At 65.7% G+C, this 25,902-nt stretch carries 23 protein-coding genes; 16 read left to right on the top strand and 7 right to left on the bottom strand.

Going from position 1 to position 25,902, the window contains the following annotated elements; all coding sequences use genetic code 11:
• Nucleotides 1-55 precede the first annotated feature (55 nt).
• From EB836_RS14465 to EB836_RS14415, 11 genes are all read left to right on the top strand, one after another.
• Nucleotides 56-3,100 carry a Na+/H+ antiporter subunit A gene (locus EB836_RS14465; RefSeq protein ID WP_135541722.1) on the top strand — a complete coding sequence of 1,015 codons (3,045 nt, stop codon included), beginning with the start codon at nt 56-58 and terminating at the stop codon, nt 3,098-3,100.
• Nucleotides 3,097-3,777: a Na(+)/H(+) antiporter subunit C gene (locus EB836_RS14460; RefSeq protein WP_240690013.1), complete on the top strand. Its 681-nt coding sequence runs from the start codon at nt 3,097-3,099 to the stop codon at nt 3,775-3,777. Before EB836_RS14465 ends, EB836_RS14460 begins: the two co-directional genes overlap by 4 nt.
• The gene (locus tag EB836_RS14455) at nt 3,774-5,354 is read left to right on the top strand and encodes a Na+/H+ antiporter subunit D (protein WP_135541631.1); all 1,581 of its coding nucleotides are present in this window, start codon (nt 3,774-3,776) and stop codon (nt 5,352-5,354) included. Before EB836_RS14460 ends, EB836_RS14455 begins: the two co-directional genes overlap by 4 nt.
• Nucleotides 5,354-5,944: a Na+/H+ antiporter subunit E gene (locus tag EB836_RS14450; protein ID WP_135541629.1), complete on the top strand. Its 591-nt coding sequence runs from the start codon at nt 5,354-5,356 to the stop codon at nt 5,942-5,944. Before EB836_RS14455 ends, EB836_RS14450 begins: the two co-directional genes overlap by 1 nt.
• Complete coding sequence (locus EB836_RS14445) at nt 5,941-6,564, top strand: monovalent cation/H+ antiporter complex subunit F (protein ID WP_135541627.1); 624 nt, start codon at nt 5,941-5,943, stop codon at nt 6,562-6,564. The genes EB836_RS14450 and EB836_RS14445 overlap by 4 nt, the downstream gene beginning before the upstream one ends.
• Entirely contained in the window at nt 6,554-6,949 is a 396-nt protein-coding gene (gene mnhG / locus EB836_RS14440; RefSeq protein ID WP_135541625.1) for a monovalent cation/H(+) antiporter subunit G, read from the top strand. Before EB836_RS14445 ends, mnhG begins: the two co-directional genes overlap by 11 nt.
• Nucleotides 6,939-7,691, top strand: coding sequence for a response regulator transcription factor (locus tag EB836_RS14435; RefSeq protein ID WP_135541623.1), 753 nt, complete (start codon nt 6,939-6,941; stop codon nt 7,689-7,691). The genes mnhG and EB836_RS14435 overlap by 11 nt, the downstream gene beginning before the upstream one ends.
• The gene (locus EB836_RS14430) at nt 7,688-9,214 is read left to right on the top strand and encodes a HAMP domain-containing sensor histidine kinase (RefSeq protein WP_135541621.1); all 1,527 of its coding nucleotides are present in this window, start codon (nt 7,688-7,690) and stop codon (nt 9,212-9,214) included. The genes EB836_RS14435 and EB836_RS14430 overlap by 4 nt, the downstream gene beginning before the upstream one ends.
• Nucleotides 9,211-9,906 carry a hypothetical protein gene (locus tag EB836_RS14425; protein WP_240690011.1) on the top strand — a complete coding sequence of 232 codons (696 nt, stop codon included), beginning with the start codon at nt 9,211-9,213 and terminating at the stop codon, nt 9,904-9,906. The genes EB836_RS14430 and EB836_RS14425 overlap by 4 nt, the downstream gene beginning before the upstream one ends.
• Nucleotides 9,907-9,974: 68 nt before the next feature.
• A complete protein-coding gene (locus tag EB836_RS14420) occupies nt 9,975-11,990 on the top strand; it encodes an alpha/beta fold hydrolase (RefSeq protein WP_135541619.1) in 2,016 nt (671 codons plus the stop codon).
• 28 nt (nt 11,991-12,018) lie between these two features.
• On the top strand, nt 12,019-13,263 hold the full coding sequence (locus tag EB836_RS14415) for an amidohydrolase family protein (RefSeq protein WP_135541617.1): 1,245 nt from the start codon (nt 12,019-12,021) through the stop codon (nt 13,261-13,263).
• Nucleotides 13,264-13,423: 160 nt separating this feature from the next.
• Here EB836_RS14415 and EB836_RS14410 read toward each other — a convergent pair whose 3' ends face one another.
• Nucleotides 13,424-15,130 carry an HNH endonuclease signature motif containing protein gene (locus tag EB836_RS14410; protein ID WP_135541615.1) on the bottom strand — a complete coding sequence of 569 codons (1,707 nt, stop codon included), beginning with the start codon at nt 15,128-15,130 and terminating at the stop codon, nt 13,424-13,426.
• 443 nt (nt 15,131-15,573) lie between these two features.
• On the opposite strand from EB836_RS14410, the gene EB836_RS18225 reads away from it, so the two are divergent.
• From EB836_RS18225 to EB836_RS14390, 4 genes are all read left to right on the top strand, one after another.
• Nucleotides 15,574-16,134, top strand: coding sequence for a hypothetical protein (locus EB836_RS18225; RefSeq protein ID WP_167854469.1), 561 nt, complete (start codon nt 15,574-15,576; stop codon nt 16,132-16,134).
• Nucleotides 16,135-16,355: 221 nt separating this feature from the next.
• Nucleotides 16,356-17,018: a hypothetical protein gene (locus EB836_RS14400; protein ID WP_135541611.1), complete on the top strand. Its 663-nt coding sequence runs from the start codon at nt 16,356-16,358 to the stop codon at nt 17,016-17,018.
• A gap of 307 nt (nt 17,019-17,325) precedes the next feature.
• Complete coding sequence (locus EB836_RS14395) at nt 17,326-18,003, top strand: copper chaperone PCu(A)C (RefSeq protein ID WP_135541609.1); 678 nt, start codon at nt 17,326-17,328, stop codon at nt 18,001-18,003.
• Nucleotides 17,912-19,303 carry a Dyp-type peroxidase gene (locus EB836_RS14390; protein WP_240690009.1) on the top strand — a complete coding sequence of 464 codons (1,392 nt, stop codon included), beginning with the start codon at nt 17,912-17,914 and terminating at the stop codon, nt 19,301-19,303. Before EB836_RS14395 ends, EB836_RS14390 begins: the two co-directional genes overlap by 92 nt.
• 26 nt (nt 19,304-19,329) lie before the next feature.
• Here the strand turns inward: EB836_RS14390 and EB836_RS14385 are convergent, their stop codons facing one another.
• From EB836_RS14385 to EB836_RS14365, 5 genes are all read right to left on the bottom strand, one after another.
• Entirely contained in the window at nt 19,330-19,833 is a 504-nt protein-coding gene (locus EB836_RS14385) for a methylated-DNA--[protein]-cysteine S-methyltransferase (protein ID WP_135541607.1), read from the bottom strand.
• A 94-nt stretch (nt 19,834-19,927) separates the two neighbouring features.
• Entirely contained in the window at nt 19,928-20,929 is a 1,002-nt protein-coding gene (locus EB836_RS14380) for a glycine betaine ABC transporter substrate-binding protein (RefSeq protein ID WP_135541605.1), read from the bottom strand.
• Between the two features lie 38 nt (nt 20,930-20,967).
• Entirely contained in the window at nt 20,968-21,825 is an 858-nt protein-coding gene (locus EB836_RS14375; RefSeq protein WP_205683379.1) for an ABC transporter permease subunit, read from the bottom strand.
• An 8-nt stretch (nt 21,826-21,833) separates the two neighbouring features.
• Nucleotides 21,834-23,243, bottom strand: a complete 1,410-nt coding sequence (locus tag EB836_RS14370; protein ID WP_135541601.1) for a glycine betaine/L-proline ABC transporter ATP-binding protein — start codon at nt 23,241-23,243, stop codon at nt 21,834-21,836.
• Between the two features lie 353 nt (nt 23,244-23,596).
• Nucleotides 23,597-24,397 (bottom strand): alpha/beta hydrolase, encoded by an 801-nt coding sequence (locus tag EB836_RS14365; protein ID WP_167854472.1) that lies wholly within the window; start codon nt 24,395-24,397, stop codon nt 23,597-23,599.
• Nucleotides 24,398-24,454: 57 nt separating this feature from the next.
• On the opposite strand from EB836_RS14365, the gene EB836_RS14360 reads away from it, so the two are divergent.
• Nucleotides 24,455-25,342 (top strand): type I 3-dehydroquinate dehydratase, encoded by an 888-nt coding sequence (locus EB836_RS14360; protein WP_135541597.1) that lies wholly within the window; start codon nt 24,455-24,457, stop codon nt 25,340-25,342.
• A 4-nt stretch (nt 25,343-25,346) separates the two neighbouring features.
• On the opposite strand, the gene EB836_RS14355 is transcribed toward EB836_RS14360, so the two are convergent.
• Nucleotides 25,347-25,646, bottom strand: coding sequence for a DUF4235 domain-containing protein (locus EB836_RS14355; RefSeq protein WP_135541595.1), 300 nt, complete (start codon nt 25,644-25,646; stop codon nt 25,347-25,349).
• Nucleotides 25,647-25,902 lie beyond the last annotated feature (256 nt).

The raw sequence follows: 25,902 nt of genomic DNA, 5'->3' as shown, positions 1-25,902 counted from the left end.
TCACGAACCTTTCTCACAAACAGGCATATGACGGAGGTGGCTGCCGGTGATAGCCATGACAGGTGCCTTCTTCGGCGCGTCTGTCATCGCCTACCCCCTGGTTCGTCTCCTCGGCCGCAACGCCTTCTTCTACCTCGCGCTCGTCCCCTTCGCCGGACTGGTGCTGAGCCTCTCGAAAGTTCACGACCTCTTCGGCCCCGGCGCCCATCCGCTCGTCGAAAGCATGAACTGGCTCCCGGAGCTCGGGCTCGAAGGTGTGTTCCGCCTCGACGTGCTCTCATGGATCATGACGCTGCTCGTCACCGGAGTCGGGGCGCTCGTCTTCGTCTACTGCGCCCGCTACTTCCCGCCCGACGAACCCGGACTGGCCCGGTTCGCCGGCATCTTCATGGCCTTCGCAGGCATGATGTACGGACTCGTCATCGCCGACGACCTCCTCATGCTCTACCTGTTCTGGGAAGGCACCACGGTCTTCTCCTACCTGCTCATCGGACACAGCCAGTCCCGGCGCCGCTCGCGTCAGGCGGCCCTGCAGGCGCTCATCGTCACCACCGCCGGCGGTCTGGCCATGCTCGTGGGCATGGTCCTACTCATCACCGCCACCGGCACCGGCCGGATCTCGACCCTGATCGACCGGGCACAGCTGGGCATGGACACCGGCGGAGTCATCATCTCCGCGATCATCCTCATCCTCATCGGCGCGATCTCGAAGTCCGCGCTCATGCCCTTCCACTTCTGGCTGCCCGGCGCCATGGCCGCCCCCACCCCGGTCAGTGCGTACCTGCACGCTGCGGCCATGGTCAAGGCCGGCATCTACCTCGTGCTGCGCCTGGCCCCCGGCTACAACAACATCCCCGGCTGGTCCGAAGTGCTGCTCACCCTGGGCCTGCTGACGATGTTCATCGGCGGCTGGCAGGCGCTGAAGCAGACCGACCTCAAACTGCTGCTGGCCTTCGGCACGGTCTCCCAGCTGGGCTTCCTCACGACGATGGCCTCCTTCGGCACTCCGGACATCACGAAGGCGGCACTCGGGCTGCTCATCGCCCACGCCCTGTTCAAGTCCTGCCTGTTCCTGTGCGTCGGCATCATCGACCACCGTGCCGGCACCCGTGACCTCACGAAGCTCTCCGGCGGCTGGAAGGCATTCCCCGTCGTCGCCGTGTGCGCGACGATCGCCGCCGCCTCGATGGCGGGACTGCCCCCGCTGCTCGGCTTCGCCGCCAAGGAAGCCGCCTACTCGACCCTCCTGTCCTCACCGGACAAGGCCTCGGTCATCGGCTTCATCGGCATCATGATCGGCTCGATCCTCACCGTCGCCTATTCCGCCCGCTTCGTCTGGGGCGCTTTCTCCTCGAAGCCCGGCGTCGACGACATCGCCCGCCGCGATGAGAAGCTCGGCCTCGTCTTCTCCCCGATCATCCTCACCGCGCTCACCTTGGCGCTGGGCCCGGGCGCCGGACTACTTGACGGATACTTCTCCGCCTGGACCGCCGAGCTGCCGATCGTGGCCGCCGAGGACGGGCACTACCACCTGGCGCTGTGGCACGGCTTCGAACCGGCGCTCGCCTTCACCGCCGTGACGGTCGCCGTCGGCGCGGCCCTGTTCTTCCTCCGCCACCCGTTCGCGAGAGTGCAGTCGACTCTGCCCTCGGGCATCGATTTCCACGAGCTCTACCGGCGGCTCATCAGCTGGATGGAAGCACTGGCGCTGTGGGTCACCGCCCGCACGCAACGCGGTTCGCTGCCGTTCTACCAGGGTGTGGTCTACCTCGTCCTCGTCGCCGGAGTGGGCCTGGCCATCATCGCCAACGACACCTGGAACATCGACTTCCGCCTCTCCGACACCCCTCTCGACTTCATCGTCGCCACCGTCCTCATCGTCGTCGCGATCGGTGCCACCCGGGCGAAGAAGCGCTTCACGGCCGTCGTCGTCACCGGCATCTCCGGCTATGCGATGGTCGCGTACTTCGCGTTCGTCGGCGCCCCCGACCTGGCCCTGACCCAGGTGCTGGTGGAGACCATCACGATCGTCGTCTTCGTCCTCGTCCTCCGCCGTCTGCCGGCCCGGATCGGCGAATCCACGGGGCGTCTCACTCCCGCCTGGCGGGCGATCATCGGCGGTGCCGTGGGCATCACGGTGATGCTCGTGGTCCTCATCGCCGCCGGGGTGCGCGTGGCCGACCCGGTCTCGACGGACTTCGGTCAGCTCGCCTACGAACTCGGCCACGGCCAGAACATCGTCAACGTCACCCTCGTCGACATCCGCGCCTGGGACACGATGGGTGAGATCTCCGTGCTCGTGGCGGCGGGAACCGGTGTCGCCGGACTCATCTTCGTCCGCGGCCGCGAAGGCCACCTGCACCGGTTCGAGAGGAAGAAGGACGGCACCGAGGCGGCCGGCCGGATCCGCTTCCAACCCGTGTCCGAGGACGTCGTCGACCTCCACCATCCCGGGCGGGAGGACCTGTCCCAGAAACGTGTGTCCTGGCTCATCGCCGGCCGCACCCTGGCTCCGCGCAACCGGTCGATCATTCTCGAGGTCACCGCGCGACTGATCTTCCACGCCGTCTTCGTCTTCTCCGTCTACCTCCTCTTCGCCGGCCATAACGAACCCGGCGGCGGTTTCGCCGGCGGCCTCGTCGCCGGTCTCGCTCTCGTCGTGCGCTACCTCGCCGGAGGCAAGTACGAACTCGCCGAGGCGGCCCCCTTCACTCCCTCGGGAATGCTCGGCACCGGTCTCGTCACCGCGATCCTCACCGTCGTCGGCGGTTGGGTGTGGGGCGATACCGTCTTCGACTCCGTCTACCTCGAAGGCGATCTGCCGTTGCTGGGTCATCTGTCCTTCGGCACGTCGACGTTCTTCGACATCGGCGTCTACCTCATCGTCATCGGCCTCATGCTCGACATCCTCCGCTCGCTCGGAGCCGAGGTCGACCTGCACCAGGAACGTGACGAAGCGATGCTCACCCACCGCATCCACGACAACGTCAACTTCTCCGAGAACATGGGATCGACCGCCGAACACCGCGCCGTGTCCGAGATCATCCACCGGGTCAATGAGCTCGACGTCGACAACGGTGCGGAAGGAGGCCGCCTATGAGCATGCCCTTCATCATGGTCCTGGCCATGGGTGTCCTCTTCGCCTCCGGCATCTACCTCATGCTCGAACGCTCCCTGACCCGCGTCCTGCTCGGCTTCATCCTGCTCGGCAACGGGGTCAACCTGCTCATCATCCTCACCGCCGGACGCGGTTCGCCGCCCCTGACCGACGGGAAGGACCTGTCGACCGAGGGCATGTCCGATCCGCTGCCGCAGGCGCTCATCCTCACCGCCATCGTCATCACCTTCGCCGTGACCGCGTTCCTGCTGGCGATGATCTACCGCTCCTGGAGGCTCATGCGCGCCGATTCGCTGCAGGACGACGACACCGACCTCCAGGTCGCGATCACGAAGGTCATCGACTCCGAAGCCGAGGCGAGCACGGACTACGACGACACCGAGTTCGGTGACGAGGCCGAATCGCCGATCGTCGGCGCCGTCGACCTCGATGACGACGGCACTCCCGAAGAGCGGGAGGAGATCGCCGAGGAGATCGAGGACGCGGAGACCCCGACTGAAGCCGATGACATCGCCGAGGCGGTCGTGGAGTCCCAGACGCAAGCGCACAGCGCCGCTGAAGCGGAGGCCGCAGAAGCGGCCCGAGAAGAGACAGCGCCGGATGACGAGTCCGGGAACACGGAGCCGGATGACGAGCACGGGAAGGGGGACCGGCCATGATCGATCTGCTGCCCGTCCTCGTCCCGCTGCCGGTGCTGCTGCCGCTGCTCGGCGCCGGCATCGCCCTCATCCTGTCCAAGCACACACGGATGCAGAACCTCGTGTCGGTCGCGATCCTCGTGGCCGTCATGGTCATCGCCACGATCATCCTCTTCGGCGTCGACATGCACGGTCCGCAGGTCGTGGCGATCGGCGGTTGGCAGCCGCCGGCGGGCATCGTGCTCGTGGCCGACCGGCTCTCCGCCCTCATGCTCATCGTGTCCTCGCTGGTCACTCTGTGCGTGCTCGTGTACGCGCTGAGCCAGGACGCCAACGACGATTCGAACGAGACCCCGATCTCCGTGTTCAACCCCAGTTACCTGGTGCTGTGCGCGGGCATTGCGAACTCGTTCCTCGCCGGGGACCTGTTCAACCTCTACGTCGGCTTCGAGATGTTCCTCGTCGCCTCCTATGTGCTGCTCACCCTCGGAGCCACGGCCGAGCGCATCCGGGCCGGAGTCACCTATGTGATCATCTCGCTCGTCTCCTCGGTGATCTTCCTCGCCGCGATCGGCATCATCTACGCAGCGTGCGGAACCGTGAACATGGCGCAGCTGTCGCAGAGGCTCTCCGAGCTGCCTGCCGATGTGCAGATGATCCTCCACGTGATGCTGCTGCTCGGCTTCGGCATCAAGGCCGCGATCTTCCCGCTGTCCTTCTGGCTGCCCGACTCCTACCCGACCGCTCCGGCCCCGGTGACCGCAGTGTTCGCGGGTCTGCTGACGAAGGTCGGCATCTATGCGATCATCCGCACGGAGACCCTGCTCTTCGCCGAATCCTCGCTGCGGGTGCCGCTGCTCATCGCGGCGGGGCTGACGATGCTCGTGGGCATCCTCGGCGCCATCGCGCAGTCGGAGATCAAGAGGATCGTGTCCTTCACCTTGGTCTCCCACATCGGCTACATGCTCTTCGGCGTGGCCTTGGGCACCAGTGTCGGTCTGTCCGCGGCGATCTACTACACGGTCCACCACATCATCGTCCAGACCGCGCTGTTCCTGGCGATCGGGCTCGTGGAAATGCGCGGCGGGTCCACCTCGACGCGGTCCCTGGGTGGTCTCATGGTGCTCTCGCCGGTGCTGACGATCATCTTCTTCATTCCCGCGCTCAATCTCTCGGGCATTCCTCCGTTCTCCGGATTCATCGGCAAGGTCGCCCTGTTCCTCGCCGGATTCGACGATCAGGCGTGGCTGCCCACCGTCCTCATCGTCGCGGGCACCGTGACGAGCCTGCTCACGCTCTACGTCATCGGCCGTACCTTCAACCTCGCGTTCTGGCGTGATCCGGCCGATGTGGAAGAGCCCAACGAGGACCTCGTCGAGGAATTCGCCGACCGGAAGAAGACGCTGCTGGCGGGGAAGAAGTGGCAGTCTCAGATCGGCGTGCCCCCTGCTATGGTGGTGGCCACCTCGGTGGTCGTCATCGCCTCCCTCATCCTCACGGTCGCGGCCGAACCCCTGTGGGTTATGGCGAACCGCGCCGCCGAGAATCTGCAGACGCCGATCGACTATGTCACGAACGTGCTCGGAGGTGACGACTGATGAGTCCGAACCGGGCACGGATGAGCCGGGGCCGCGGAATCGTCCAGCAGTTCGTGCTGCTCGTCTCGCTGGTCCTGCTGTGGCTGATGCTGTGGGATTCGATCACCGTACTCACCGTGGTCTCCGGGATCGTCCTCGCCTTCCTCGTCACCCGTATCTTCTACCTCCCGCCCGTCGTGCTCTCCGGTCGGTTCAACGTCTGGCACGGCGCGGTGTTCGCCCTGTGGTTCCTCTACTCGGTCCTCCACGCCTCGATCGAGGTCGCCTGGTATGCGTTCCGTCGCCGTGCCGTCGGCGCCGGTTCGGTCATCGCCTGCGATCTGCGCACGAGCTCCGATCTCGTGCTCACCCTCATCGCCGACACCGCCAGCCTCATCCCGGGATCGATCATCATCGACAGTGATCGCGCGATGGGCATCCTCTACCTGCACTTCCTCGACTGCGATTCCGAGGAGAAGCTGCATCAGGCGAAGGCGCAGGTCTACCACATCGAGGAGCTGCTCATCCGCACCCTCGGTTCGGCCCGCGACCTCGGGGCACTGCGTGCCCGCCCGGATCCGCTGGGCGAAGTCGAGGGAGGACGCGCATGAGTCAGATCGTCTTCGACCTCCTCGTCATCGCCGGGTCGGTGCTGTTGGCCGCCTCGGTGTTCATCGCGCTCTACCGGATCGTCCGCGGCCCCTCGATCCTCGACCGGATGATCGGCACCGATGTCGTGCTCGCCTCGATCATGTGCGGACTCGGCGGGTACATGGCCCTGGCCGACCGCACGGATCTGCTGCCCGTTCTCATCGTGCTCGCGATGCTCGGCTTCGTCGGCTCCGTGAGCGTGTCGCGATACGTATCGAAATCCGATTCGATGACGCCCGGCTCCGAGTCGGGAGCGCTGTCGGACTTCTCGGCATCGGATTGGCACATGTCCCAAGATGCTCAGGACGACGATTCCGCCGAGGCTGCTGCCCGGAGAGCAGCGCCAGGGCCCGGTTCGGTCCCGGTCTCCGATGAGGTCACCGAGATCTCGGACCCGACTTTCGACGCACACGCTGATGCCGGCGGGGAAGGCGAGGGCACCGGACCCGATCCCGGACCCGACGACGCCGAGCATATGTTCACGGGCCGCGGTGATTCTGCCCCTGGCCGAGACGATTCCGCCCCTGGCCGCAATGATTCCGCCCCCGGCCGCGGCGAAGGGAGCACCCATGGTTCTTGACATCATCTCGGCCGTGCTCATCCTCCTCGGCGCTGTGCTGTCCCTGGCTGCGGCGCTCGGTCTCGTGCGGTTCGGGGATCTCCTCTCACGCATGCACGCGAGTGCGAAGCCCCAGGTCCTGGGGCTGATGCTCGTGGCCGTGGCGGTCGCCATCCAGTTCCCGACCTGGGCGACGGTGACGACGCTGGCGATCGTCATCTCCTTCCAGCTCGTGACGATCCCCGTCGCCACCCATATGGTCGGCCGCGCCGGCTATCGCACCAAACACCTGCGTCGTTCTATGCTGTATCGAGATGAACTCGCCGAGGCGGTCGACCGTGCCGAGGCCCGAGAAGTTGCCTGGGAACGCCAGAGAGGAACCGGAACTGAGCACCATGACGGCTGACAATCACACCGAGCCCCAACCACTCGTCTTGGTTGCCGACGACGAGCCGGATGTGCTCGGTGCGGTGGTGCCCTTCCTCGAGCGTTCCGGATTCCGGGTCCTGCCGGCCAGTGACGGCCTGCTGGCACTCGACGAGATCCACCGCCACAAACCCGATGTCTGCGTGCTCGACGTGCTCATGCCCGGAGCCGATGGCCGGCAGGTGCTCCGACGCCTGCGGCAGGAGGAGAACTGGGTCCCGGTGCTGCTGCTGACGCAGGTCGGTGAGGGTGTGGAACGGGCGATGGCGCTGGAAGAGGGCGCCGACGACTACCTCAACAAACCCTTCGATCCGCACGAACTCGTCGCCCGCATCCGGGCGGTGCTGCGCCGGACCCGCAATGACGGGCCGCCCTTGGCCACCGCACCGGTACTCGTCTCGAGCTTCGGCCTGCGCGTGGACCGGGTGGGGCGGCGTGCCTGGCTGGGACAGCGCGAACTCGTCATCACCCCGAAGGGCTTCACCCTGCTCGAATACCTCATGGTACACAAGGACGAACTCATCGAACGCTCCCGCCTGCTCGAGGTGCTGTGGGGGTTCGAAGAGGCCGTGGGTACCCGTGCCGTCGATTCGCGCGTTGCCGAACTGCGACGCGTCCTCGGAGAAGACGCTGCCGAACCGCGGTGGATCGCGACCGTCCAGGGGCGCGGATACCGCTTCGTCGGTGAGGTCCGCGGTGAGGACGGGCAGAGGCGTCTATGACGAACTTCCTCGTCGTCGAGATCCAGGTCTGGCTGTTCCTGCTCCTGCTCGTCCTCGTGCTCGCGGGGCTGGCTGTCGGCGCCTGGTTCGGATGGCGGTATCTCAAGAGGCGCGAGGCGCAGCTGCGGGAATCCATCGAGACGGCCGCGGCAGAGGACTCGATGACCAAGCGCAACCGCATGCTCATCCGCCTCGACCATGAGCTGAAGAACCCTTTGACCGCGCTGCGCACATCCGCGGCGAGCATCCGCGAAGTCGTCCGCGACGGAGGCACCCTCACCGAGGTCGAGCCCGCCGCCAAACAGGTCGACGTGTCCTCCCGTAGGGTCGCCCGACTGCTCGCTGACCTGCGCAAACTCGCCGATGTCGAAACGCGCATCATCGAATATGCCCGCGTCGACCTCGACGCGCTCATCCATCAGGCGGTCGAGGACGCCTCGACCGCGCCCGGCGCCGAGGATCGGATGATCGTGGCCACGGTCGCCCGTGCTCCGTGGCGGCTGCCCGATGTCGCCGGGGAGGAGGATCTGCTGCTCACCGCGATCCTCAACCTGTTGGGCAATGCGCTCAAATACTCTTCGCAGGCCGAGGTCGTCGAGCTGCGCGCGAACGAGCAGATCATCGATGGACACCGGTGGGTCGTCGTCGAGGTCGCCGACACCGGCAGCGGCATTCCGCTGGCCGAACAGGAAGCCGTCTGGGACGAACTCTCCCGCGGTTCCCGGGTGCGGGCGGTCGCCGGTTCGGGGATGGGACTCTCGCTTGTCCGGGCCATCGTCACCCGGCACGGCGGTTCCGTGCAGCTGTTCAGCCAGGAGGGTGTGGGCACCTCGGTGCGCATCGTCCTGCCGGTGCTCGCCGATGCCGCGCCCGTCACGGTTCCGCAGATGTCGGAGCATATGGATCGGGTCGCCGCCGGTTCGCACCCGGTGCAGCCGATGCAGCAGGCGGATTCGCGGCGGTCTCCCGGGTTCCTTCCCCCGAGACAGCCGAACGAGGCCGAACTGCAGGGCCGGATCCTCGGCACCCCGCGGCGGACTTCGAAGCGTCGCCTCGAACGGGTCGACGGAGCTTTGGTCAACCGCACCACCGGAGAGTCCGTCTCCGGTGGATTCCCACCCGATTCCGGGCAGCATTCCCAGTTCAAGCCGCCGCGGTCAGGGCCGGGCGCACAGAATCTTCCTGAGGGCGGACCGCCCGTCGGCAGCCAGCCGGGCCAGCAGCACGGGGGCCAGCAGAACTTCGGCCAGCCGGACAGCGGACCCCAGAATTTCGGGCAGTCGAACTCCGGGCCGCACGGGTACCAGCAGCCGAACGGCGGGCCCCAGAATTTCGGGCAGTCGAACTCCGGGTCGCAGGGGTATCAGCAGCCGGACAGCGGGCCCCAGAATTTCGGACAGTCGAGCAGCGGGCCGCAGGCAAACAGTGGCCCCCAGCAACCGAACAGTGGACCCCACGGGCCCCAGCAGCCGAACAGCGGACCGCAGCCGCCGTACCGCCGAGACAACGGTGAGCAGCCGTGAGCTCGGTGTCACCGCTGCGCCTCGCGGCAGCCGGGACGCTCGCGCTGACCGTTCTCCTCAGTGGCTGCTCGGTCCTGCAGATCCGCACCGAGGACAAGGACGCCGGCCCCGTGCGCGTGGGCGTGCAGAAGACACCGGGCCCCGAACCCACGGACAAGCCCACCGATGCGGGCATCCCCGAGGGGATGTCGAAGAAGACGATCTCGCTCGGCGATTCCTGTCCTGTGACCATCTCCTTCGCTCTCGGCGACGACTGGACGGGCGGCGCCGGAGACACCGACAAGTTCCGGGTGTTCCATCGCGGTTCCGACAGTCGGGATTCCGACGTCATCCTCATCAACTGCTCCGAGGACTTCGGCGGCAGCGCGCAGGCGATCATCGATTCGAAGCGCAAATACACCTTCGACGGCAAGGGCTCCCAGGTTCTGTCGGAGACGACCGGTTCCCTCAACGCCGGCGAGTATTGGAGCTTCCAAGGCGAGCTGGGGTCGTCTGAGATCCTCGCGATCAACAGCCAGCCCACACTCATGTACGGGGTGCAGACCGGATACACGATCAACGGCAGACTGGTGAATCTCTCCATCGAGATGCGCGCTGTGAAGGAACACGCGAACGCGGACGAGGACTTCAAGAAGATGCTGCCGACGGTGACGATCGGCGGGCAGAAGGTCCCGGCTCCGACCTTCCGCTAGAGGCGGTCGCGCTCAAGCGATTCTCCTTTCAGCGCCCCCTTGTCCGAGTTGCGAACTAGGATGAGGCCATGACGACCCACGACGCAGTGACCCGACTCCTCGACGCCCGCCGCCTGCAAGGCCTCCTGACGAATCAGAGCGGCCGCGTCATCGCCCAGTACTCGTTCCTCAACTCCGAGGGCAGCTCCTCCCTCAGCCACCTCGCCGATATCAGCGGCGAAGTGCCCCGCCGCATCACTCGCGGAGACCAGTCCATCGGCCCGGCCGCTCTGAGCGATAACGGGACGATCGTCTTCGCCGCCAAACGCAAGGGCGAGGACGGCAAGGACGCCGAGAGCCCGAGCCTGTGGGCGCTTCCCGACAACGGAGAGGCCCGCAAACTCGCCGACCATGAGGGCGGGTTCACCCGGATCGAGATCAAGGGGGAGACCCTCATCGTCGAGTTCCCCGTCCACACCTGGGCCGCCGATGAGAACGACCATCAGGAATTCAGTGCCGAACGCAGCGATGCCAAGATCAGCGGCATCCTCCACACGGGGTTCCCGATCCGGCGGTGGAATCAGGATCTGGGGCCGGGCCGGCAGACCCTGGCGGTAGCGAAACTCGACGAGGCTGCCGCCGACTTCCCCGAGGTCGCCGATGAGCTCAGCGCTCCGGCGGGCCTGGACTTCCGCTACCTGTCGCTGCCGTCCGGCCGCCTCATCGACTGGGCCGTCGACGACGATGCCCGGTTCGCCCTCGTCCAGCTCGAGAGGCCGATCCCCGGCCAGCTCGAAGCCAGTGAGATCTGGCGCGTCGACCTGGAGGGTGAGCCCGAGCTGCATCGGCTGACGAAGCCGGCCGCCGATCACTGCTTCGGCATCGAAGCCATCAGCCCGGACGGGACGAAGGCCCTGGTCAGCCGCGAACAGTTCTGGACTCCGCAGGCAAACCTCGCCGTCGACCTCATGGTCCTCGACCTCGAGACGGCCGAATTCGCTCCCGTGTGGCCGGACGCCGATTTCTGGTTCTCACCGATCTGGGTCGACGACTCGACGATCGCGGCGGCCGCCGACGATCACGGTCGCGGCAGCGTCTTCATCGGCGATCTGGCCGATGCGCAGCCTCGGCGCCTCGTCGGCGGTGTCGAGCAGAAGTATTCGTTCTCCGGTCTCGCACTGCGCGGGGACACGGTGGTCGCGACCGCCTCGGCGATCGATGTCGCGCCCATGCCGATCTCGATCGATCTTGCTACCGGGGTCATCAGCGAACTCGCGAACCCGGCGACGGCGCTCGACGAGGAGGGCACCCTCACCGAGGTGGAAGCCACGGCCGAGGACGGCACCCCGATCCGCGCGTGGCTGGTTCTGCCGGAGGGCGAGGGGCCGCACCCGCTCGTCGTGTTCGCCCACGGCGGCCCGTGGGGGTCGTGGAACGCATGGACATACCGGTGGAACCCTGCGCCCTTCGCCGCTGCCGGCTATGCGGTGCTGCTGCCGGATCCGGCGATCTCGACCGGGTACGGTCAGGCGATGATCGATCGCGGTCAGCAGCAGCTGGGTGGGACCCCGTTCACCGACATCATGACGCTCACCGAGACGGCCGGGGCGCGGGCGGACATCGACGCCGAACATGTCGCGTTGGCCGGAGGTTCCTACGGCGGCTACATGGCCAACTGGGTCGCCGGACACACGGGAAGCACGTTCAAGTGCATCGTCACCCACGCCTCCCTGTGGAACACCACGTCGATGGGGCGGACGACGGACAACTCCTCGTGGGACGAGGCGATGCGCGAACAGTCGGCGGAATACTCGCCACACCTCTTCGCCGATCAGATCGAAGTGCCCATGCTCGTCATCCACGGCGACAAGGACTACCGGGTGCCGATCGGGCAGGGACAGGAGCTGTGGCTCGACCTGCTCACGCAGTCGAAGACTCCGCTCAACGCCGACGGCGACACACAGCACCGATTCCTGTACTACCCGGATGAGGGGCACTGGATCCTCGGCCGCGGCAATGCCGAGGTCTGGTACCGCACGGTGCTGGCATTCCTCGACACGCATGTGCTCGGCATCGACGCGAACCGGGTCCGCACCCTGGGGTGAGCGAGAGCAGAGCGATGGAAGGACCTCGATGACACAGACCGAGCAGATCCCCGCCGAGGCGGTCATCCACAATGCGTGCATCCTCGACGGCGATCGGGCGACGTTCGCCGAGGAGACCGCGGACACGTGGATCGCGATCGCGCAGGGATCGGTCACTGCACGGGGCCGCGGGGACGGCTGGAAGGACAGGGCCGCCTCGGCCAGCGGTGACGTCATCGACGCGGCCGGCGGATTCGTGGCTCCCGCGTTCGTCGATATCCACTGCCACGGTGCCGGCGGAGCGAGCGCCGAGGACGGAGCAGGCGCTGAGGACGAAGCAAGCGCCGAGGACGGAGCAAGCGCTGAGGACGGAGCCGACGCGATCGACGCGATCCTCGACGTGCATCGTGATCACGGCACCGGCAGGCTCGCCCTGTCATTCGTCTCGGACACGATCGACGGGCTGTGCCGGTCTCTGCGTGCCGGGGCCGGGATCGTCCGCGATCGGGCCATGGTCACGGGCCTGCATGCCGAAGGTCCCTTCCTGTCCCCGGATTTCAAGGGTGCGCATGCACCCGAGGTGCTCACGTCGCCGACTCCTGAGGCGGTCGAGGCGCTCCTTGAGGCGGCCGCTGGAACGCTTGCGCAGGTCACCATCGCCCCCGAGCTGCCCGGTGCCCTCGACGCGATCAACCGGTTCACCGCGGCCGGGGTGCGTGTGGCCATCGGGCACACGGCCGCTGACTTCGAATTGGCCGCTGCGGCGTTCGACGCCGGGGCGAGTATCCTCACTCACGCGTTCAATGCGATGCCGGGCATCCACCACCGTGCTCCGGGGCCGGTTCTTGCCGCGGCCGAGGCCGAGCATGTCACCGTCGAACTCATCAATGACGGTGTCCACGTCGTGGCTCCGGTCGCACGCATGCTCCACGAACTCGTGCCCGGGCGCCTCGCGCTCATCACCGATGCCATGGCGGCAACCGGTCTGCGCGATGGAAATTATCACCTCGGTTCGCTCCCCGTCGAGGTCACGGATTCGGTAGCTCGCCTGGTCACCTCGGACGGCTCTCCCGGTGCCATCGCAGGGTCCACGTTGACGATGGACGAGGCCGTGCAGCGGGCCGTCGCCGAGGTGGGTCTCAGCCCGTTCGACGCTGTGCAGGCCGCGAGCCTCGTTCCTCTGCGAGCAGTGGGCGGTGCCGATGCAAACAACCTGCTGGCGATCGGGATGCCGGCGGACCTTCTGCTGCTCGATGACGATATGAACATCCGAGGCTCGCAGATGGGCGGTTGAACTCGGCTGAGCCCTGATGGCTGCTGGAAGCGATCGTCCTCGCACAGCGGCTGGACCAAACCGATCTCGGACGGCGGCTGGGCGAGACCATGCCGGGAACACGGCCGTACTCGGCTCTGCCCGGAAAATGGGCACAGTCGTCTCCTGCAAGCTGGGGGAGCTATTCGTCGAACAGAGAGTCGACGATGTCGTCTGCGATGAAGCGGGCGTGGAGGATCGGCGTGCGAGAGGGGTCTTTTGCGGCGGGCGGAATGTACGCCGGCCGTCCGTCGAGGAGCATCAAGGTGTCCCAATCGGAGCGATCGAGCAGGTGGTGATGATAGCTGCAGAGCAGTGCGAGATTGTTGACCTTGGTCTTGCCGCCGCGTGCCCAGGGCACCACATGGTTGGCGTCGCACCAACCGGGAGGAGCGTCACAGCCTGGGAAGGTACACCCTCGATCGCGAGCGGTGATCACTGACAGCTGTTTCCGATTGGCGAAGCGCTGCTCGGTTGCCACCTGCATGGTCTTGGCCTTGTCGCTCATGAGATGGAAGAACACCGAGCCGTTGAGGCCGTCAGCCATGAGTTCTTCGATGGGAATGGGGTTGTCAGCGCCTGTGGTGCCGTGCCCCTTGCCGCTGGCCAGATCCTCGGCCTTGGCGGTGACGACGAGGGCATACGGCGCTCCCGCGGTCGTACGCTGCTTGTCGATCGTAGAGACCAAACCGGCGAATCGCTCATAGATCCATTCCCGTGCTGAGGGCTGCTCGGCACTGACGTCGACGATCTCGCCGTTCTCGCGGACACCGACGCCTGGGGTATCGGACGGATTTCCGGCCGAGCGAACTGCAGCGAGGTTGGGCTCCGGTACGCGCTTGGCGTCATACCGCTCGCCGGAGAGCACCGCGTCGACGATCTCGAGCAGCTCTTCATCGGGAAGCGGAGCAGCTGTTCCCTCGGGTTCAAAGCCTTCGGTGTCGGATGCCAGATGCCCATCGGCAGCACACGAAGCACCTGCGATACCGGCCGCCGAGTCAGCCCCGTCAGTGTCAGGAGCATCGATGGCAGTCTTGTCGCCTTCACCGGCGGACTGAATCCGAGAGGTCAGCAGCCCGTTGAGGGTGCCGCCGGTGACGGGATCGAGCAGTCCCCGCACCTCCCAGTCGCCATTGGCCTTGGCGCGCATCGACATGCAGTACGCAGCGCGGTCAGTCGAGTCTTTCGGCTCCTCGCCGTCCGGGTCGATGTATCCCATGAGCTTGCCGAAGATCTCCCGCAGGTCCTTGAGGCGGACCTTGGGCGCGTTGCGGACCAGGCGCGACTCGACATCGGTGCGGATCTCTTGGCTGACCCAGTTGGGCAGCTTCCGCATGCAGTCTTCGATGACGGATGCCTGGGCGGCGGAGATGGTGCCGGCATGGAGCGCATCCGCGACGAGAGGGTAGAGCGGCGGCAGTGCCTGTCCGGCCATGTCGACGCGTCCGCCGAGGTTCTTGGCCATCTCGGTCCGGCGATTGGCCTCTGCGCCGGTGAGGTTGAACCGATTCTCGATGAGCGATTTCGTCGATTTGGCGCCGAAGTCACTGGGGGTGCCGACACGTTCGCAGACGGAAAGCGCAAGCGTCGACAGCGCTTCATTGATGCGTGTGATCGCCTCGACTCCGTCGGCGAGCATGATGGCCTGATCCGGTCCCATGGGGCGATCGAAGGTGCGCAGCTCATCCTTGAGGCTCATCAGCTGGGTGATGGCGGAGGTGACTTCCGGAGCGAAGCGACTGAGATCTGCCCACTCTTCGTCGGCCAGCAGGGGGTGACCGCTGGTCTGAGGGGAGTTGTCGGCATTCCGATCGGAATGATCGGAGCTGCGTTCGGGAGTGAGGGTCATGGGGATGATTTCCGTTCACCAACATCGTTGTTGTTGAAGTCCAGTGTACTCTCATCGCTCAGAGAACGCCATAGAGAATCGAAAAATATTTCGAACAATCTTCTGATGTTCGCAGATGTTCGGCGATAACGGCAGGTAAGTTTGTGTTATAAATTTGAGCCTGCTGTCAGTGGTGATCGATGGGGCCATCGCCCGCTCGCTGTCTGTGGTGATCGGCACGGCTACCGCCCGCTCGGCCGCTGTGCGAGCCGTACTGCCAGCCGCTGTGCGGGTGGCAGTGCCGGCCGCCGGGCCAGCCGAGTGCACCTGTTCGACTCGCCGGCCCACCCGCCGTCGGCCCGCCGCCGAGATCCCTGCCGCCACGCCGCGGCTTTCGCAGTCGCGAACTCGGCAGTCCGGTCCCGGCTTCGAATGCGTCACCCGGACGTGGCACGATTGGGGGTATGGATGCCCTGCTCCTCATCGACACCGACGACGCCAGCTATCCCAGTGATGACGCCATGGAGACCCTCGGCGACATCGTCACTCGCACCCGAGCCGTGGGCGGTGTACTCATCTTCGCCTCCACGAAGGAGGGCCTCGCCGACACTCCGGACGAGGAGGTGAGCATCTTCGTCCCCGACGAGGAGGATCTGGTGCTCCGCTCGAATGGTCCCGATGTCTTCGAAGGTGTCGACGATCTCGCGGCCGGTCTGCACGATATGGCCGTCGACCGGATCATCATCGCCGGCGCCGACGACACCGCGGAAGCTCCCAGCGCCAGCGCCAGCGCCAGCGCCAGCGCCGATACCGATGCCGATGCTCCCGCCGATGCTGATGCCGATGCCGATGCTCCCGGTGCGGTGTACGCCTCGGCGATGGCCGCGCTCGTGTGCAACTTCGATGTCATCGTCCTCTCCGATTCCACCACCGATCCTCACGGCGAACTCGTCACCTGGACCGATGCCGCCGAGTCGGCCGGAGCCATGATCAAGAAGACCGCCGACACCTGGCTGCGGATGTAGCTTTCGTCGCGCCCATGTTCACGGGGTCGATGAAGCGCCATCCGAGGTCACAGCGCTGCGAAGAAGAGCCGTGGTGCCGATTCGAGGCTCCCGCCGCCCGCAAGTTTCTACTTTGAGTAGAATGTGTGAATGGGTTGGGAATTCCACCTTCGTCCAGGCACCGATGGCACACGCATGTCGGTGCAGAGAGGCGAACTCGGGGCTGCATCAGAGGAGGAGCCATGACCGGATGGACGAAGTCCGTTCGCGCGCTCTTCGCTGCCCTCATCACGACCCTGCTGGCCCTGCTCATGCACCTCGGTGCCGGCGGCAGCGCCTCGCTCCTGGGCACCGGCGTCGTGTTCGTCCTGGTGCTCTGGGCGGCGATGATCCTCGCCGGCCGACGCCTCGGGTATCTCACTCTCACCGCTCTCCTCGGCCTCGGACAGGTGCTCATGCACCTGACGATGAGCTGGTCGGTGAACGCACACTCCGGAGCCCATGCGGGCGCACCTCCCGCCTCGGCGGGGGAGGGATCCGCCGGAGCCGCGATGAGTGCTCATGCGGGACACATCGTCCCTGCCCCGGGCACCCTCGACCTCGGATCGGCCGCCGCGGCCGCTTCTCATGCGCACGGCGGCACTTCGCCCGGGATGATCCTTGCCCACATCGCCGCGGTTCTCATCACCGCCGTGATCCTCAAACACGGTGAGGACATCGTCCTCACCATTCTGCAGCTGGCTCTGGGTCCGGTCGCCGGTGCACTGCGGGCCCTCGCCGAGGCGGCCGGCATTCTGGCCGACCATCCCTACCGGTCCGTGCTCGTTGCGTTCCGGCTGCCGCAGCCGATCGCTTCGGCCGTGGTCGGACCGAACTATCGCCGCGGCCCTCCTGCCCTCGTCTGACACCTCACTGCGACGGCGAAAACCGCCGTCACACCAACCCACCGAATGGTGGCAGTCGAAGACACCCGCGAACCAACACCGCTGCGAACCGGAACTGCCGCAACCCGGCACCGATGCGCCCCGATTCTGCCGCGGTTCGCCGCACCTGCACGACCAGCAGCGCACTCGATTGCACGAGCGGCCGCACACTCAATCGGACGTGCAGCCGCGAGCTCGAGCGCGTCAGCGGTGCCCCGATCGGACCGTGCACGCAGCGGCCCGTACGCGGCGGTATTCGACTGCACCGAAACACGAAAGTGCAGACATCATGCGAAAGAACATCACCCTGGCTATGGCCCTGCCCATCGCCGTCGTCATCGGCCTCTCCGGCTGCGGCCAGTCCGGCAGCCAGGCCGCCGATTCCTCGCAGCCTGAAGCGAGCGACTCGGCGTCGAACAGCCCCGCCTCCTCGCAGGTCGACGCCGATGCGCTCAGCCTCGACGACGCCTGGGTCAAGGCCGCTGAGGACGGAATGACCGCGGTCTTCGGCGAAGTCCGCAACAACACCGATCACGACATCAACCTCATCGAGGCGAAGTACCCGGACGCAAAGATGGTCGAACTCCACGAAACCTCTGAGGACGGCTCCGGCGGAATGTCGATGCAGGAGAAGGAAGGCGGCTTCGACATTCCGGCCGGGGAGAGCCTCAGCCTCGAACCCGGCGGCGATCACATCATGATCATGGGCTTGAAGAAGGCGATCCGACCCGGCGAGGAGATCACTCTCGACCTTGTCACCGCCGATCATCAGAGCATTGAGGTCACAGCAGTGGCGAAGGAGTACTCCGGGGCCGAGGAGAACTACGCCCCCGGGGAAGCCGAGGGCGCCGAATCCGGCGACGACCACGGCGATCATGGAGACCACGGCGACCACGGAGACCACGGCGACCACGGCGACCACGGAGACCACGAGGACTCCGATCATGGAGACCACGGTGACCACTGAGCAGTCTCCCTCCGGGTTCAGCCGCCGAGGTCTCATCACCTCGGCGGCCGCCGCCGGCAGTGCCGGTCTCCTCGGCGCAACCGCGGGATTCGGGCTCGGCCGGACCGGTCTTGGGTCGTCGGCGGCCGACGACAGCGGAGGATCGCCTCGGCGAGACCTGGACGGAGCGAACGGGGCACAGGTCGAACCGTTCTACGGCACTCACCAATCCGGCATCGAAACCCCGCCGCAGGCGTATGCGCATTTCCTTGCGTTCACGATGCGACCGGAGATCACCGCCGCCGAGGCGGTCCGCTGGCTGCGTCTGCTCACCGCGGATGCGGCCGCACTCACCCAGGGCACGGCCCCGCTGGCCGATTCCGAAGCCGAACTGGCTGCCGATCCGGCCCGTCTGACGGTGACCTTCGGGTTCGGTCCCGGGCTCGTCGCGCTGGCGGGCAAGGAGCACGTCCCGGACTGGCTGAAGCCCTTGGAGAAGTTCGGCATCGATCGCCTCGACCCGAATCGCTGCAAGGGTGACCTGCTCCTGCAGATCTGCGGCGACGACCCGCTGACCTTGGCCCATGCCCGGCGCATGCTGTTCAAGGATTCGCGATCGTTTGCAGAGGTGACGTGGCAGAGGGACGGGTTCCGTCGCGCCTACGGCAGCGCGGGGGAGGGGACGACGCAGCGCAACCTCTTCGGTCAGCTCGACGGCACGGCGAACCCCGGCCCGGGGTCCGAGGACTTCGCGCGGATCATCTGGGGTGCCGGAACCGATACGACCGAACCGGTGTTCTCGGCACGGGGAGAGCCTCCGGCCGACCTCGGCGCGCACCTGCCCGGATGGCTGCGTGGAGGCACGACGCTGGTGCTGCGCGACATCGCTATGAACCTCGACACGTGGGACAAGGCCGACCGTCCGGCTCGGGAGTTCTCGACGGGACGGACCTTGGACACCGGGGCCCCGCTGTCGGGAACCGACGAGTTCGACGTTCCGGACTTCGCCGCCGTCGACAAGCGTGGGCTGACGAAGATCTCGAAGGCCTCGCATGTGGCTCGGGCCCGTGACGGGCTGGGACCCGAAGTGCAGATCCACCGGCGCACGTTCAACTACGAAACCGGTGCCGGAGAGGATTCGGGGCTGCTGTTCGCGTCCTTCCAAGCCGACATCGAGCGTCAGTTCCTGCCGATCCAGCGCCGACTCGCCGAGGTGGATCTGCTCAACGAATGGACGACGCCGATCGGGTCGACGGTGTGGGCGATCCCGCCCGGAGCCGAGGAGGGAGGATACGTCGGGCAGTCGCTGTTCGAGGGGTGAAGCTCAGCCGGTGAGTGCGGTCCGCGTCAGAACAGCGGCTGCGGCAGCGCATCCTCGAATTCGAGCAGGCGACGTTTCGTGTCGAGTTCGTGCCCGGGCAGTCCGCCCGAATAGCCGCCGAGTCCGCTTCCCGCGACGACTCGGTGGCAGGGCACGATGATCGGGATCGGATTCAGTCCCATGATGCCGCCGACGGCACGCGCGGGGATTCCGGTCCCACTGGCCTCGGCGAGCTGCCCGTAGGTCACGGTGGCCCCCGCCGGCACGTCCTGGGCCAGTGTTGTGAGCACCGTGCGAGCGACGTCGGAGACCTCACCGAAGTCGACGGGCAGATCGAAATCGGTCCGACGGCCGTGAAAGTACGCACGCAGCTGGGCGACCGCCTCGGCGAGGAGTCGATCGTCGGGTTCGGGGGTGGGCACGGTCGCCTCGGTGCGGGTGAGCCACTCGAGACCGACGACAGACCGGCCGTCGCCGGTCACAGCGAGGGGACCGACGAAGGTGTCGATGATCGCCGAACTGTTCGTCATCTGGTGTCCTCCGGTCGGCCGAGTCTCTCAGACCACAGCCAGCCTATGACAAAGGCCCGGTCGAAGACTCGACCGGGCCAACGTCATCAGGCAATCACTTGGCGAGTTCGCCCTTCTTCAACTGATCGACGAAGTCCGGGTTGTCCTTCAGCCATTCAGCGACAGCCTTCTCATGATCGTCGCCTCCGTAGTGCTCATCGGAGAACATGAGGTTCTCGAGGCTGGCCAGGTGGTCATCGTCGAGAACGAGGTTCTGCAGCAGCTGCGAGACGTAAGGATGCTCATCTGCAGCTTCCTTGCCTGAGAAGCTGAAGATGCGCTCGGCATCGCCCATGGCACCCTTGGGGTCTTCGAGGTCGCGGACCGGGAAGGCGTCATAGGCCCAGTGCGGACGCCACAGAGTCACTGCAATGTTCTCATCGGCATCGGTCGACTTCTTCAGCTGCGCGAGCATCGCCGGGGTCGAAGAGATCTTGAAGTCGAGGTTGTCGAGCCCGTACTCCGGGATCGCCTTCTCCTTCGTGGTCTTCGTCAGACCGGCACCGGCGTCGATCCCGTACAGGATGTTGTTGTACTCGTCACCCATGTCCTTGAGATCGCCGATGGACTTGGCCGGGGAATCCTCGTTGACGGCGATGGTCAGCTTCGCATTGTCGTACCAGCAGCCGTGGTCGACGAGATCGTCGCCGTACTGTTCGAGGTAGCTCTCGTGAGTCAGCGGCAGCCAGCCGTCGGTGAAGAAGTCGATGTCGCCCTTGGCCACACCGGTGAACATCGGACCGGCATCGAGCTCCTTGGTGTCGACTTCATAGCCGTCTTCCTCGAGAATGTTCTTCAAGAGGTAGATGGTGGCGTACGACTCGTCCCAGCCGCTGAAGATGCCGAGAGAGACCTTCTTCTCGTCGTCCTCGGTGTCGGCGACGTCCTTCGAACCCTCACCGGGCTTGCACGAGGACCAGTCCTGTCCGCCGGCATTGGTCTCATCGTCACCGCCGCCGGCGGGCTCGCCACCGGAGTTGGACGCGCCGCATGCCGAGAGGACAAGCGCGCTGGCGGCGAGGATGCCGCCCAACTTGGTCAGAACTGACGTTTTCATATGACTCTCCTTTGGTAGTCGTTTCGGTTAGTTGAAGATTAGGCGGCCGCGGCCTTGCGAGCTCGCTCGATCGGGGTCTTCCTGCCCAGAGCAGCTGTGACGCGATCGAGGAAGATTGCGATGACCACGACGGCCAGACCGGCTTCGACGGCCAGTGGCACATCGACGTTCTGAATGCCGCCGACGACAGCACCACCGAGGCCGCCTGCGCCGACCATACCGGCGAGGACGACCATCGACAGGGCCAGCATGATGACCTGGTTGACACCCGCCATGATGGTCGGCATCGCCAGCGGGATCTGGATCTTCGAAAGAATGTGACCCGAGCTGGCCCCGAAGGCCTGACCGGCCTCGACGACTTCGGTGTTGACCTGACGGATCGCGAGTTCCGTCAGTCGCACTCCTGGAGGCAGAGCGAAGATGATCGTCGCCACTGCACCCGGCGTCTGGCCGATGCTGAACATGAGGATGGCCGGGACCAGGTAGGCCAGAGCCGGCATCGACTGCATGAAGTCGAGAACGGGTTTGACGACAGTCGAGACCCAACTCACCTTGGCAGCGAGGATGCCGAGTGGGATCGCAATGATGAGCGCGACGAGCACTGCCACGATGACAAGAGCCAAGGTCGACATCGTGTTGTCCCATTGGTCGAGGGCACGCACGAAGTAGAACCCGATGAGGGTGAATAGAGCGACCTTCCACCCCGCGGCGAAGAACGCGATCGCGGCCAGGATGATGATCATGACCAGATAGATCGGCGAGGAGAAGACGAGATAGAGAACCTCGTAGAGGCCGCTGAGAATGAAATTGATGATGTCCAGCAGCCACTGGAACGCTCCGATGAACCAGGTGAGGAAGTCGTTGACCCAGTCACCGACCGGAAGGCGCGGATTCATGAAGTCCATCAGTGCTTACCCCTTTCAGCGTCGGTGGCGCCTCGTGTGGCGGCACCGGTTCCCTCATCCGCACTGCCGGCGGCGGATTCGACGTCAGCCGAAGCGTCCGCCACTTCCGTCGGAGTCGCCTGTTCGTCGGTGAAAGCGGCGCCGTCTTCGCTGTCCGACTCAGCGGCACTCGGCGAGACGACGACCGGTTCCGAGGCTTCCTGCACAGGCGGGATCTCCCCGGTTGCGGGACCCGGATCGGCCATCGAGTTCAGCAGCGCCACGCGCGGCACGATGCCGAGCAGTCGCTGATTCTCATCGATGACGGTCAACGGAACCTTGGCCGCGGAGCTGGGCGCGAAGAGCTCCGAGATCGGAGTCTCGGGACGAACCGTGAACAGGTCTGTCTTCTCCACGATGTCGGCGATCGTCTGCTGCCCTTCGCGGGCGGCTCTGACCACGTTGCGGTCGCTGACCATGCCGAGCACGGTGCGATTGTCGTCGAGGACGAGCAGGCCCGAGGAGTTGCTGTCCTCGAGCGTGCGCATCGCCAGACGAGGGCCCGCTTCGATGCTGATCGTGGCCTTGGTCTCGCGCATGATCGAGGCGGCTGTGAGCACACGAGTGCGGTCGACGTCCTGAACGAACTCGGCGATGTAGTCATCGGCGGGCTGAGTCAGGATCTCCTCGGAGGTGCCGATCTGGACGATGCGTCCGTCACGCATCACCGCGATGCGATCGCCGAGGAACATCGCCTCGTTGAGGTCGTGCGTGATGAAGATGATGGTCTTGTTGAGCTTGGACTGAAGCTCCACGAGCTGTTCCTGCATCTCGCGGCGGATCAGCGGGTCGAGTGCGGAGAACGCCTCATCCATGAGCAGGATGTCGGTCTCCGCAGCGAGTGCGCGTGCCAGGCCGACACGCTGCTGCATTCCGCCGGAGAGCTGTTGCGGATATTTGTCGCCCCAGCCGTCGAGCCCGACGGCCTTGAGCCACTCCTCCGCCTTCTCCAGGCGCTGATTCTTCGGCATTCCCTGGATCTCCAGGGAATAGGCTGCGTTCTCACGCACCGTGCGGTGCGGCAGCAGAGCGAAGTGCTGGAACACCATCGACACGTGTTTGCCGCGGACCTTCCGCAGGGTCGACGAGTCCGCCGTCGAAATGTCCGTGCCGAGCACTTCGACGGACCCCCCGCTCGTATCCCAGAGTCCGTTGAGAGTACGGATCAGCGTCGACTTTCCCGAGCCCGACAGGCCCATGACGACGAAGATCTCGCCTTCCTCGACTTCGAAGCTCGCATCGATGACGGCAGCCGTGCCGAGCTTCGTGAGGTCCTTCCGGTCGGCCCCTTCTTCGAGCCGTTTGATCACTTCATTCGGCCGCTTGCCAAAGACTTTGTAGACATGTGATGCCTTGACGACAACGCTCATGTGCTTCCTCCTTGCATTCTTGGCTCTCCGCAAGAACGAGAGGCTTCACCCCCGTTTGCACGGTTCGGTGCTCGCAGATCCGATTGGTTCAATTGCGAACACGCCTCACCGCACACGGATATCTGATCCACCATTGTAGTTTTGTTCAGGAATTTCGGTAGATCTTTTATTGTCAATACTCGGTGTGGCGGCCTTGACTAGTGCTCTGACCTGGGGAAACGCAGGGTGCGACGTTACTTGATTGTTATAATCGGCAGTTGAGGCAGGTAGTTGTGACCTAAATGGATTTGCTGGCGAATGTGATTTCTTGATGGTGAAACGGAGCTTGCTCTTTCGCCTCGCCGGCGGCGAAGTCAGGAACGAGGCAGCGATTCGCTGAGGAAGCGGACGACAGCAGGCGTGACCACCTCGGCGAATTCCTCGAAGAATCCGTGCCTGCCTTCGGGGAGGATGAGCATCTGCGAACCGGCGATCCGCTCGTGGAGGATGTGCGCGTTGTCGACCGGGTTCATTCGGTCGTCGTCGCCGTGGACGATGAGCGTGGGCGCACTGATTTCGGGCAAGCGGTCCCAGGCATTGTGACCGGCGCTGATGCGCAGGTGGGCCGCCGATTCGGCAGGCGTCATCGTGTCATCGCCGAGCAGCTTGCTGTACTCCGACGGCACCGTCCATGCCGGAGTGTAGAAGAGATCGAAGAGGTAGCGGGTGTGCTCCTGGCCGCGCAGACGGGCGAGTGACTGTCCGACCTTGCGGGGGCGCTTGACCGAATGTGGGCCGCCCGGAGTCGTGCACCCGAGCACAAGCGCGCTGACCCGTTCGGGGAAGTCCAGGGCCAGCATCTGTGCGATCCGCCCGCCCATCGACGTGCCGTAGGCGGCGGCGCGCTCGACACCGAGGCGGTCGAGCACCTCGGCGGCATCGGCGGCGAAGCTTGTGGTGGAGAGTTCGCCGAGTTCACCCCGGCTGCCGCCGGTGCCCCGGTAGTCGAAGGTGATGGTGCGGAACTGCGGGGAGAAGTCCTCGCGCAGCTCAGCCCACCATTCGTGCGAGTTCGACTGGCCTTGCAGCAGGAGCAGCGCGGGGCCGTCTTCGGGCCCGCTGACCTGGATCGCGAGCGGAAATCCATCGCGTGTGCGGATCGTGTGCTCCCGCATCGTCTCCACTCGTGTCCTCCTGCCCGCGGGCGTGAGGTGAACGCCTACGCTTGAATCATGAAACCACTGCCGTTCCTCAATCCTGCCGCAGGATCGCCCGCCGTGCGCAATCCCGTCCGGCCGGCCGTGATCGTGCCGACCCAGGCCGTCGACGCCGAAGAGCTGACCGCGCAGTGCGCTGCGGCCGCGGCGACGGGCGCCGTCGATGCCATCGAATGGCGCATCGATCCCCTGCTCGCGCAGACGGCTGTTGCCGAGGCGGCGATCGGTGACGGTGCACACCCCGAGGACCTCTTCGCCGAGGCGGCCACCCGCACCGAGGAGGTGCTGCGGCTGCTGCCGCACGCGGCCGCGGCGGGGCTGCCGATACTTCTCACCGTGCGCACCGCGTTCGAAGGAGGCCTGGTCGAGATCACCGAGGGCGCCTACGCCGAGGTGCTGCGGCGTCTCATCACCGGTGTGACCGGAGCGGAGGCGGGCCCCGGCGGTTCCGCAGCAGCAGATGGGGCCGGAAACGCAACTGTGCCCGTGGCGATCGATGTGGAGATCGACCGGGCGGAGTCGCGTGCGCTCATCGCCGCGGCGAAGGAGAACGGCGTGCCCATCGTCGCGTCCCACCACAACTTCACGGCCACCGACCCGCTTGAAGAGCTGCGCGCGACATTTCGCACCATGGCCGAGGCCGGAGCCGATGTGGCGAAGGTGGCGATGATGCCGCAGACTCCTGCCGATGTGCTGCGTCTGTTGGACGCGACCGCCGAGGCGGCTGCGTCCTCGAGTCACCCCGTGCTCGGGATCTCGATGGGCCCATTGGGGCGGACCAGCCGAATCATGGGGTCAGACTTCGGCAGCTGCGCCTCGTTCGCGCAGCTGGGCACGGCTTCAGCGCCCGGTCAGATCGATGCGGTGGATCTCGCCGAGGTCTATGACCGGATCTACCGCTGAAGGGTCAGTCGAAGCTCTCTTCGATCTGCTTGCGGAACTTCTTCGGCAGGGCCTCCTCGCCGAAGTTGTTGCGCACGGTGTTCGCGGCGATGCGCTGCACCACGAGCTGTGCCACGGCCACACCGACACCGGAGACGATCGTCCAGGCGAGAGCTTCGGACATCGAGATCTCGTCATCGACGGGGTTCGACGGCGCCGGACGCTTCGTCGACTTCTCCCAGGCGACGGTCAGGGTCTTGCGAGCGACGAATGCGGCTGCGATGGGTGCTCCCACGCCGATGATCTGCCAAGCGAGCTTTCCCATGCTCGTGTCCTTTCCTTGAAGCTCAAACCCACGGCGACGCTGCGCCGTGTGAACGAAGTCCGTCCGAGACAACACTAACGCAGGACGGTGCCGGCGAAGCCAGGCGGCACGTCCCCCGATCGCGCAACATCACCGACTCGGGTGCGCGAGACCGATGTTCTCGGAAGCAGAACCCCTCCTTCTCGAGGGCCTCGGGGTCTCCGCCGCCTCGCGACAACGGCGCTGATCGCAGAAAGTCTCTCCATCTCATACTTTT

This window comes from Brevibacterium sp. S111 (assembly GCF_004745075.1).
Taxonomy (GTDB): Bacteria; Actinomycetota; Actinomycetes; order Actinomycetales; family Brevibacteriaceae; genus Brevibacterium.
This window is presented reverse-complemented; position numbering and strand designations above follow the sequence as displayed.

Excerpts from the sequence above, each read along its gene's own strand:
- EB836_RS14465 (WP_135541722.1), top strand. The coding sequence starts at position 56 with ATGACAGGTGCCTTCTTCGGCGCGTCTGTCATCGCCTACCCCCTGGTT.
- EB836_RS14460 (WP_240690013.1), top strand. The coding sequence starts at position 3,097 with ATGAGCATGCCCTTCATCATGGTCCTGGCCATGGGTGTCCTCTTCGCC.
- EB836_RS14455 (WP_135541631.1), top strand. The coding sequence starts at position 3,774 with ATGATCGATCTGCTGCCCGTCCTCGTCCCGCTGCCGGTGCTGCTGCCG.
- EB836_RS14450 (WP_135541629.1), top strand. The coding sequence starts at position 5,354 with ATGAGTCCGAACCGGGCACGGATGAGCCGGGGCCGCGGAATCGTCCAG.
- EB836_RS14445 (WP_135541627.1), top strand. The coding sequence starts at position 5,941 with ATGAGTCAGATCGTCTTCGACCTCCTCGTCATCGCCGGGTCGGTGCTG.
- mnhG (WP_135541625.1), top strand. The coding sequence starts at position 6,554 with ATGGTTCTTGACATCATCTCGGCCGTGCTCATCCTCCTCGGCGCTGTG.
- EB836_RS14435 (WP_135541623.1), top strand. The coding sequence starts at position 6,939 with ATGACGGCTGACAATCACACCGAGCCCCAACCACTCGTCTTGGTTGCC.
- EB836_RS14430 (WP_135541621.1), top strand. The coding sequence starts at position 7,688 with ATGACGAACTTCCTCGTCGTCGAGATCCAGGTCTGGCTGTTCCTGCTC.
- EB836_RS14420 (WP_135541619.1), top strand. The coding sequence starts at position 9,975 with ATGACGACCCACGACGCAGTGACCCGACTCCTCGACGCCCGCCGCCTG.
- EB836_RS14415 (WP_135541617.1), top strand. The coding sequence starts at position 12,019 with ATGACACAGACCGAGCAGATCCCCGCCGAGGCGGTCATCCACAATGCG.
- EB836_RS14410 (WP_135541615.1), bottom strand. The coding sequence starts at position 15,130 with ATGACCCTCACTCCCGAACGCAGCTCCGATCATTCCGATCGGAATGCC.
- EB836_RS18225 (WP_167854469.1), top strand. The coding sequence starts at position 15,574 with ATGGATGCCCTGCTCCTCATCGACACCGACGACGCCAGCTATCCCAGT.
- EB836_RS14400 (WP_135541611.1), top strand. The coding sequence starts at position 16,356 with ATGACCGGATGGACGAAGTCCGTTCGCGCGCTCTTCGCTGCCCTCATC.
- EB836_RS14395 (WP_135541609.1), top strand. The coding sequence starts at position 17,326 with ATGCGAAAGAACATCACCCTGGCTATGGCCCTGCCCATCGCCGTCGTC.
- EB836_RS14390 (WP_240690009.1), top strand. The coding sequence starts at position 17,912 with ATGGAGACCACGGCGACCACGGAGACCACGGCGACCACGGCGACCACG.
- EB836_RS14385 (WP_135541607.1), bottom strand. The coding sequence starts at position 19,833 with ATGACGAACAGTTCGGCGATCATCGACACCTTCGTCGGTCCCCTCGCT.
- EB836_RS14380 (WP_135541605.1), bottom strand. The coding sequence starts at position 20,929 with ATGAAAACGTCAGTTCTGACCAAGTTGGGCGGCATCCTCGCCGCCAGC.
- EB836_RS14375 (WP_205683379.1), bottom strand. The coding sequence starts at position 21,825 with ATGAATCCGCGCCTTCCGGTCGGTGACTGGGTCAACGACTTCCTCACC.
- EB836_RS14370 (WP_135541601.1), bottom strand. The coding sequence starts at position 23,243 with ATGAGCGTTGTCGTCAAGGCATCACATGTCTACAAAGTCTTTGGCAAG.
- EB836_RS14365 (WP_167854472.1), bottom strand. The coding sequence starts at position 24,397 with ATGCGGGAGCACACGATCCGCACACGCGATGGATTTCCGCTCGCGATC.
- EB836_RS14360 (WP_135541597.1), top strand. The coding sequence starts at position 24,455 with ATGAAACCACTGCCGTTCCTCAATCCTGCCGCAGGATCGCCCGCCGTG.
- EB836_RS14355 (WP_135541595.1), bottom strand. The coding sequence starts at position 25,646 with ATGGGAAAGCTCGCTTGGCAGATCATCGGCGTGGGAGCACCCATCGCA.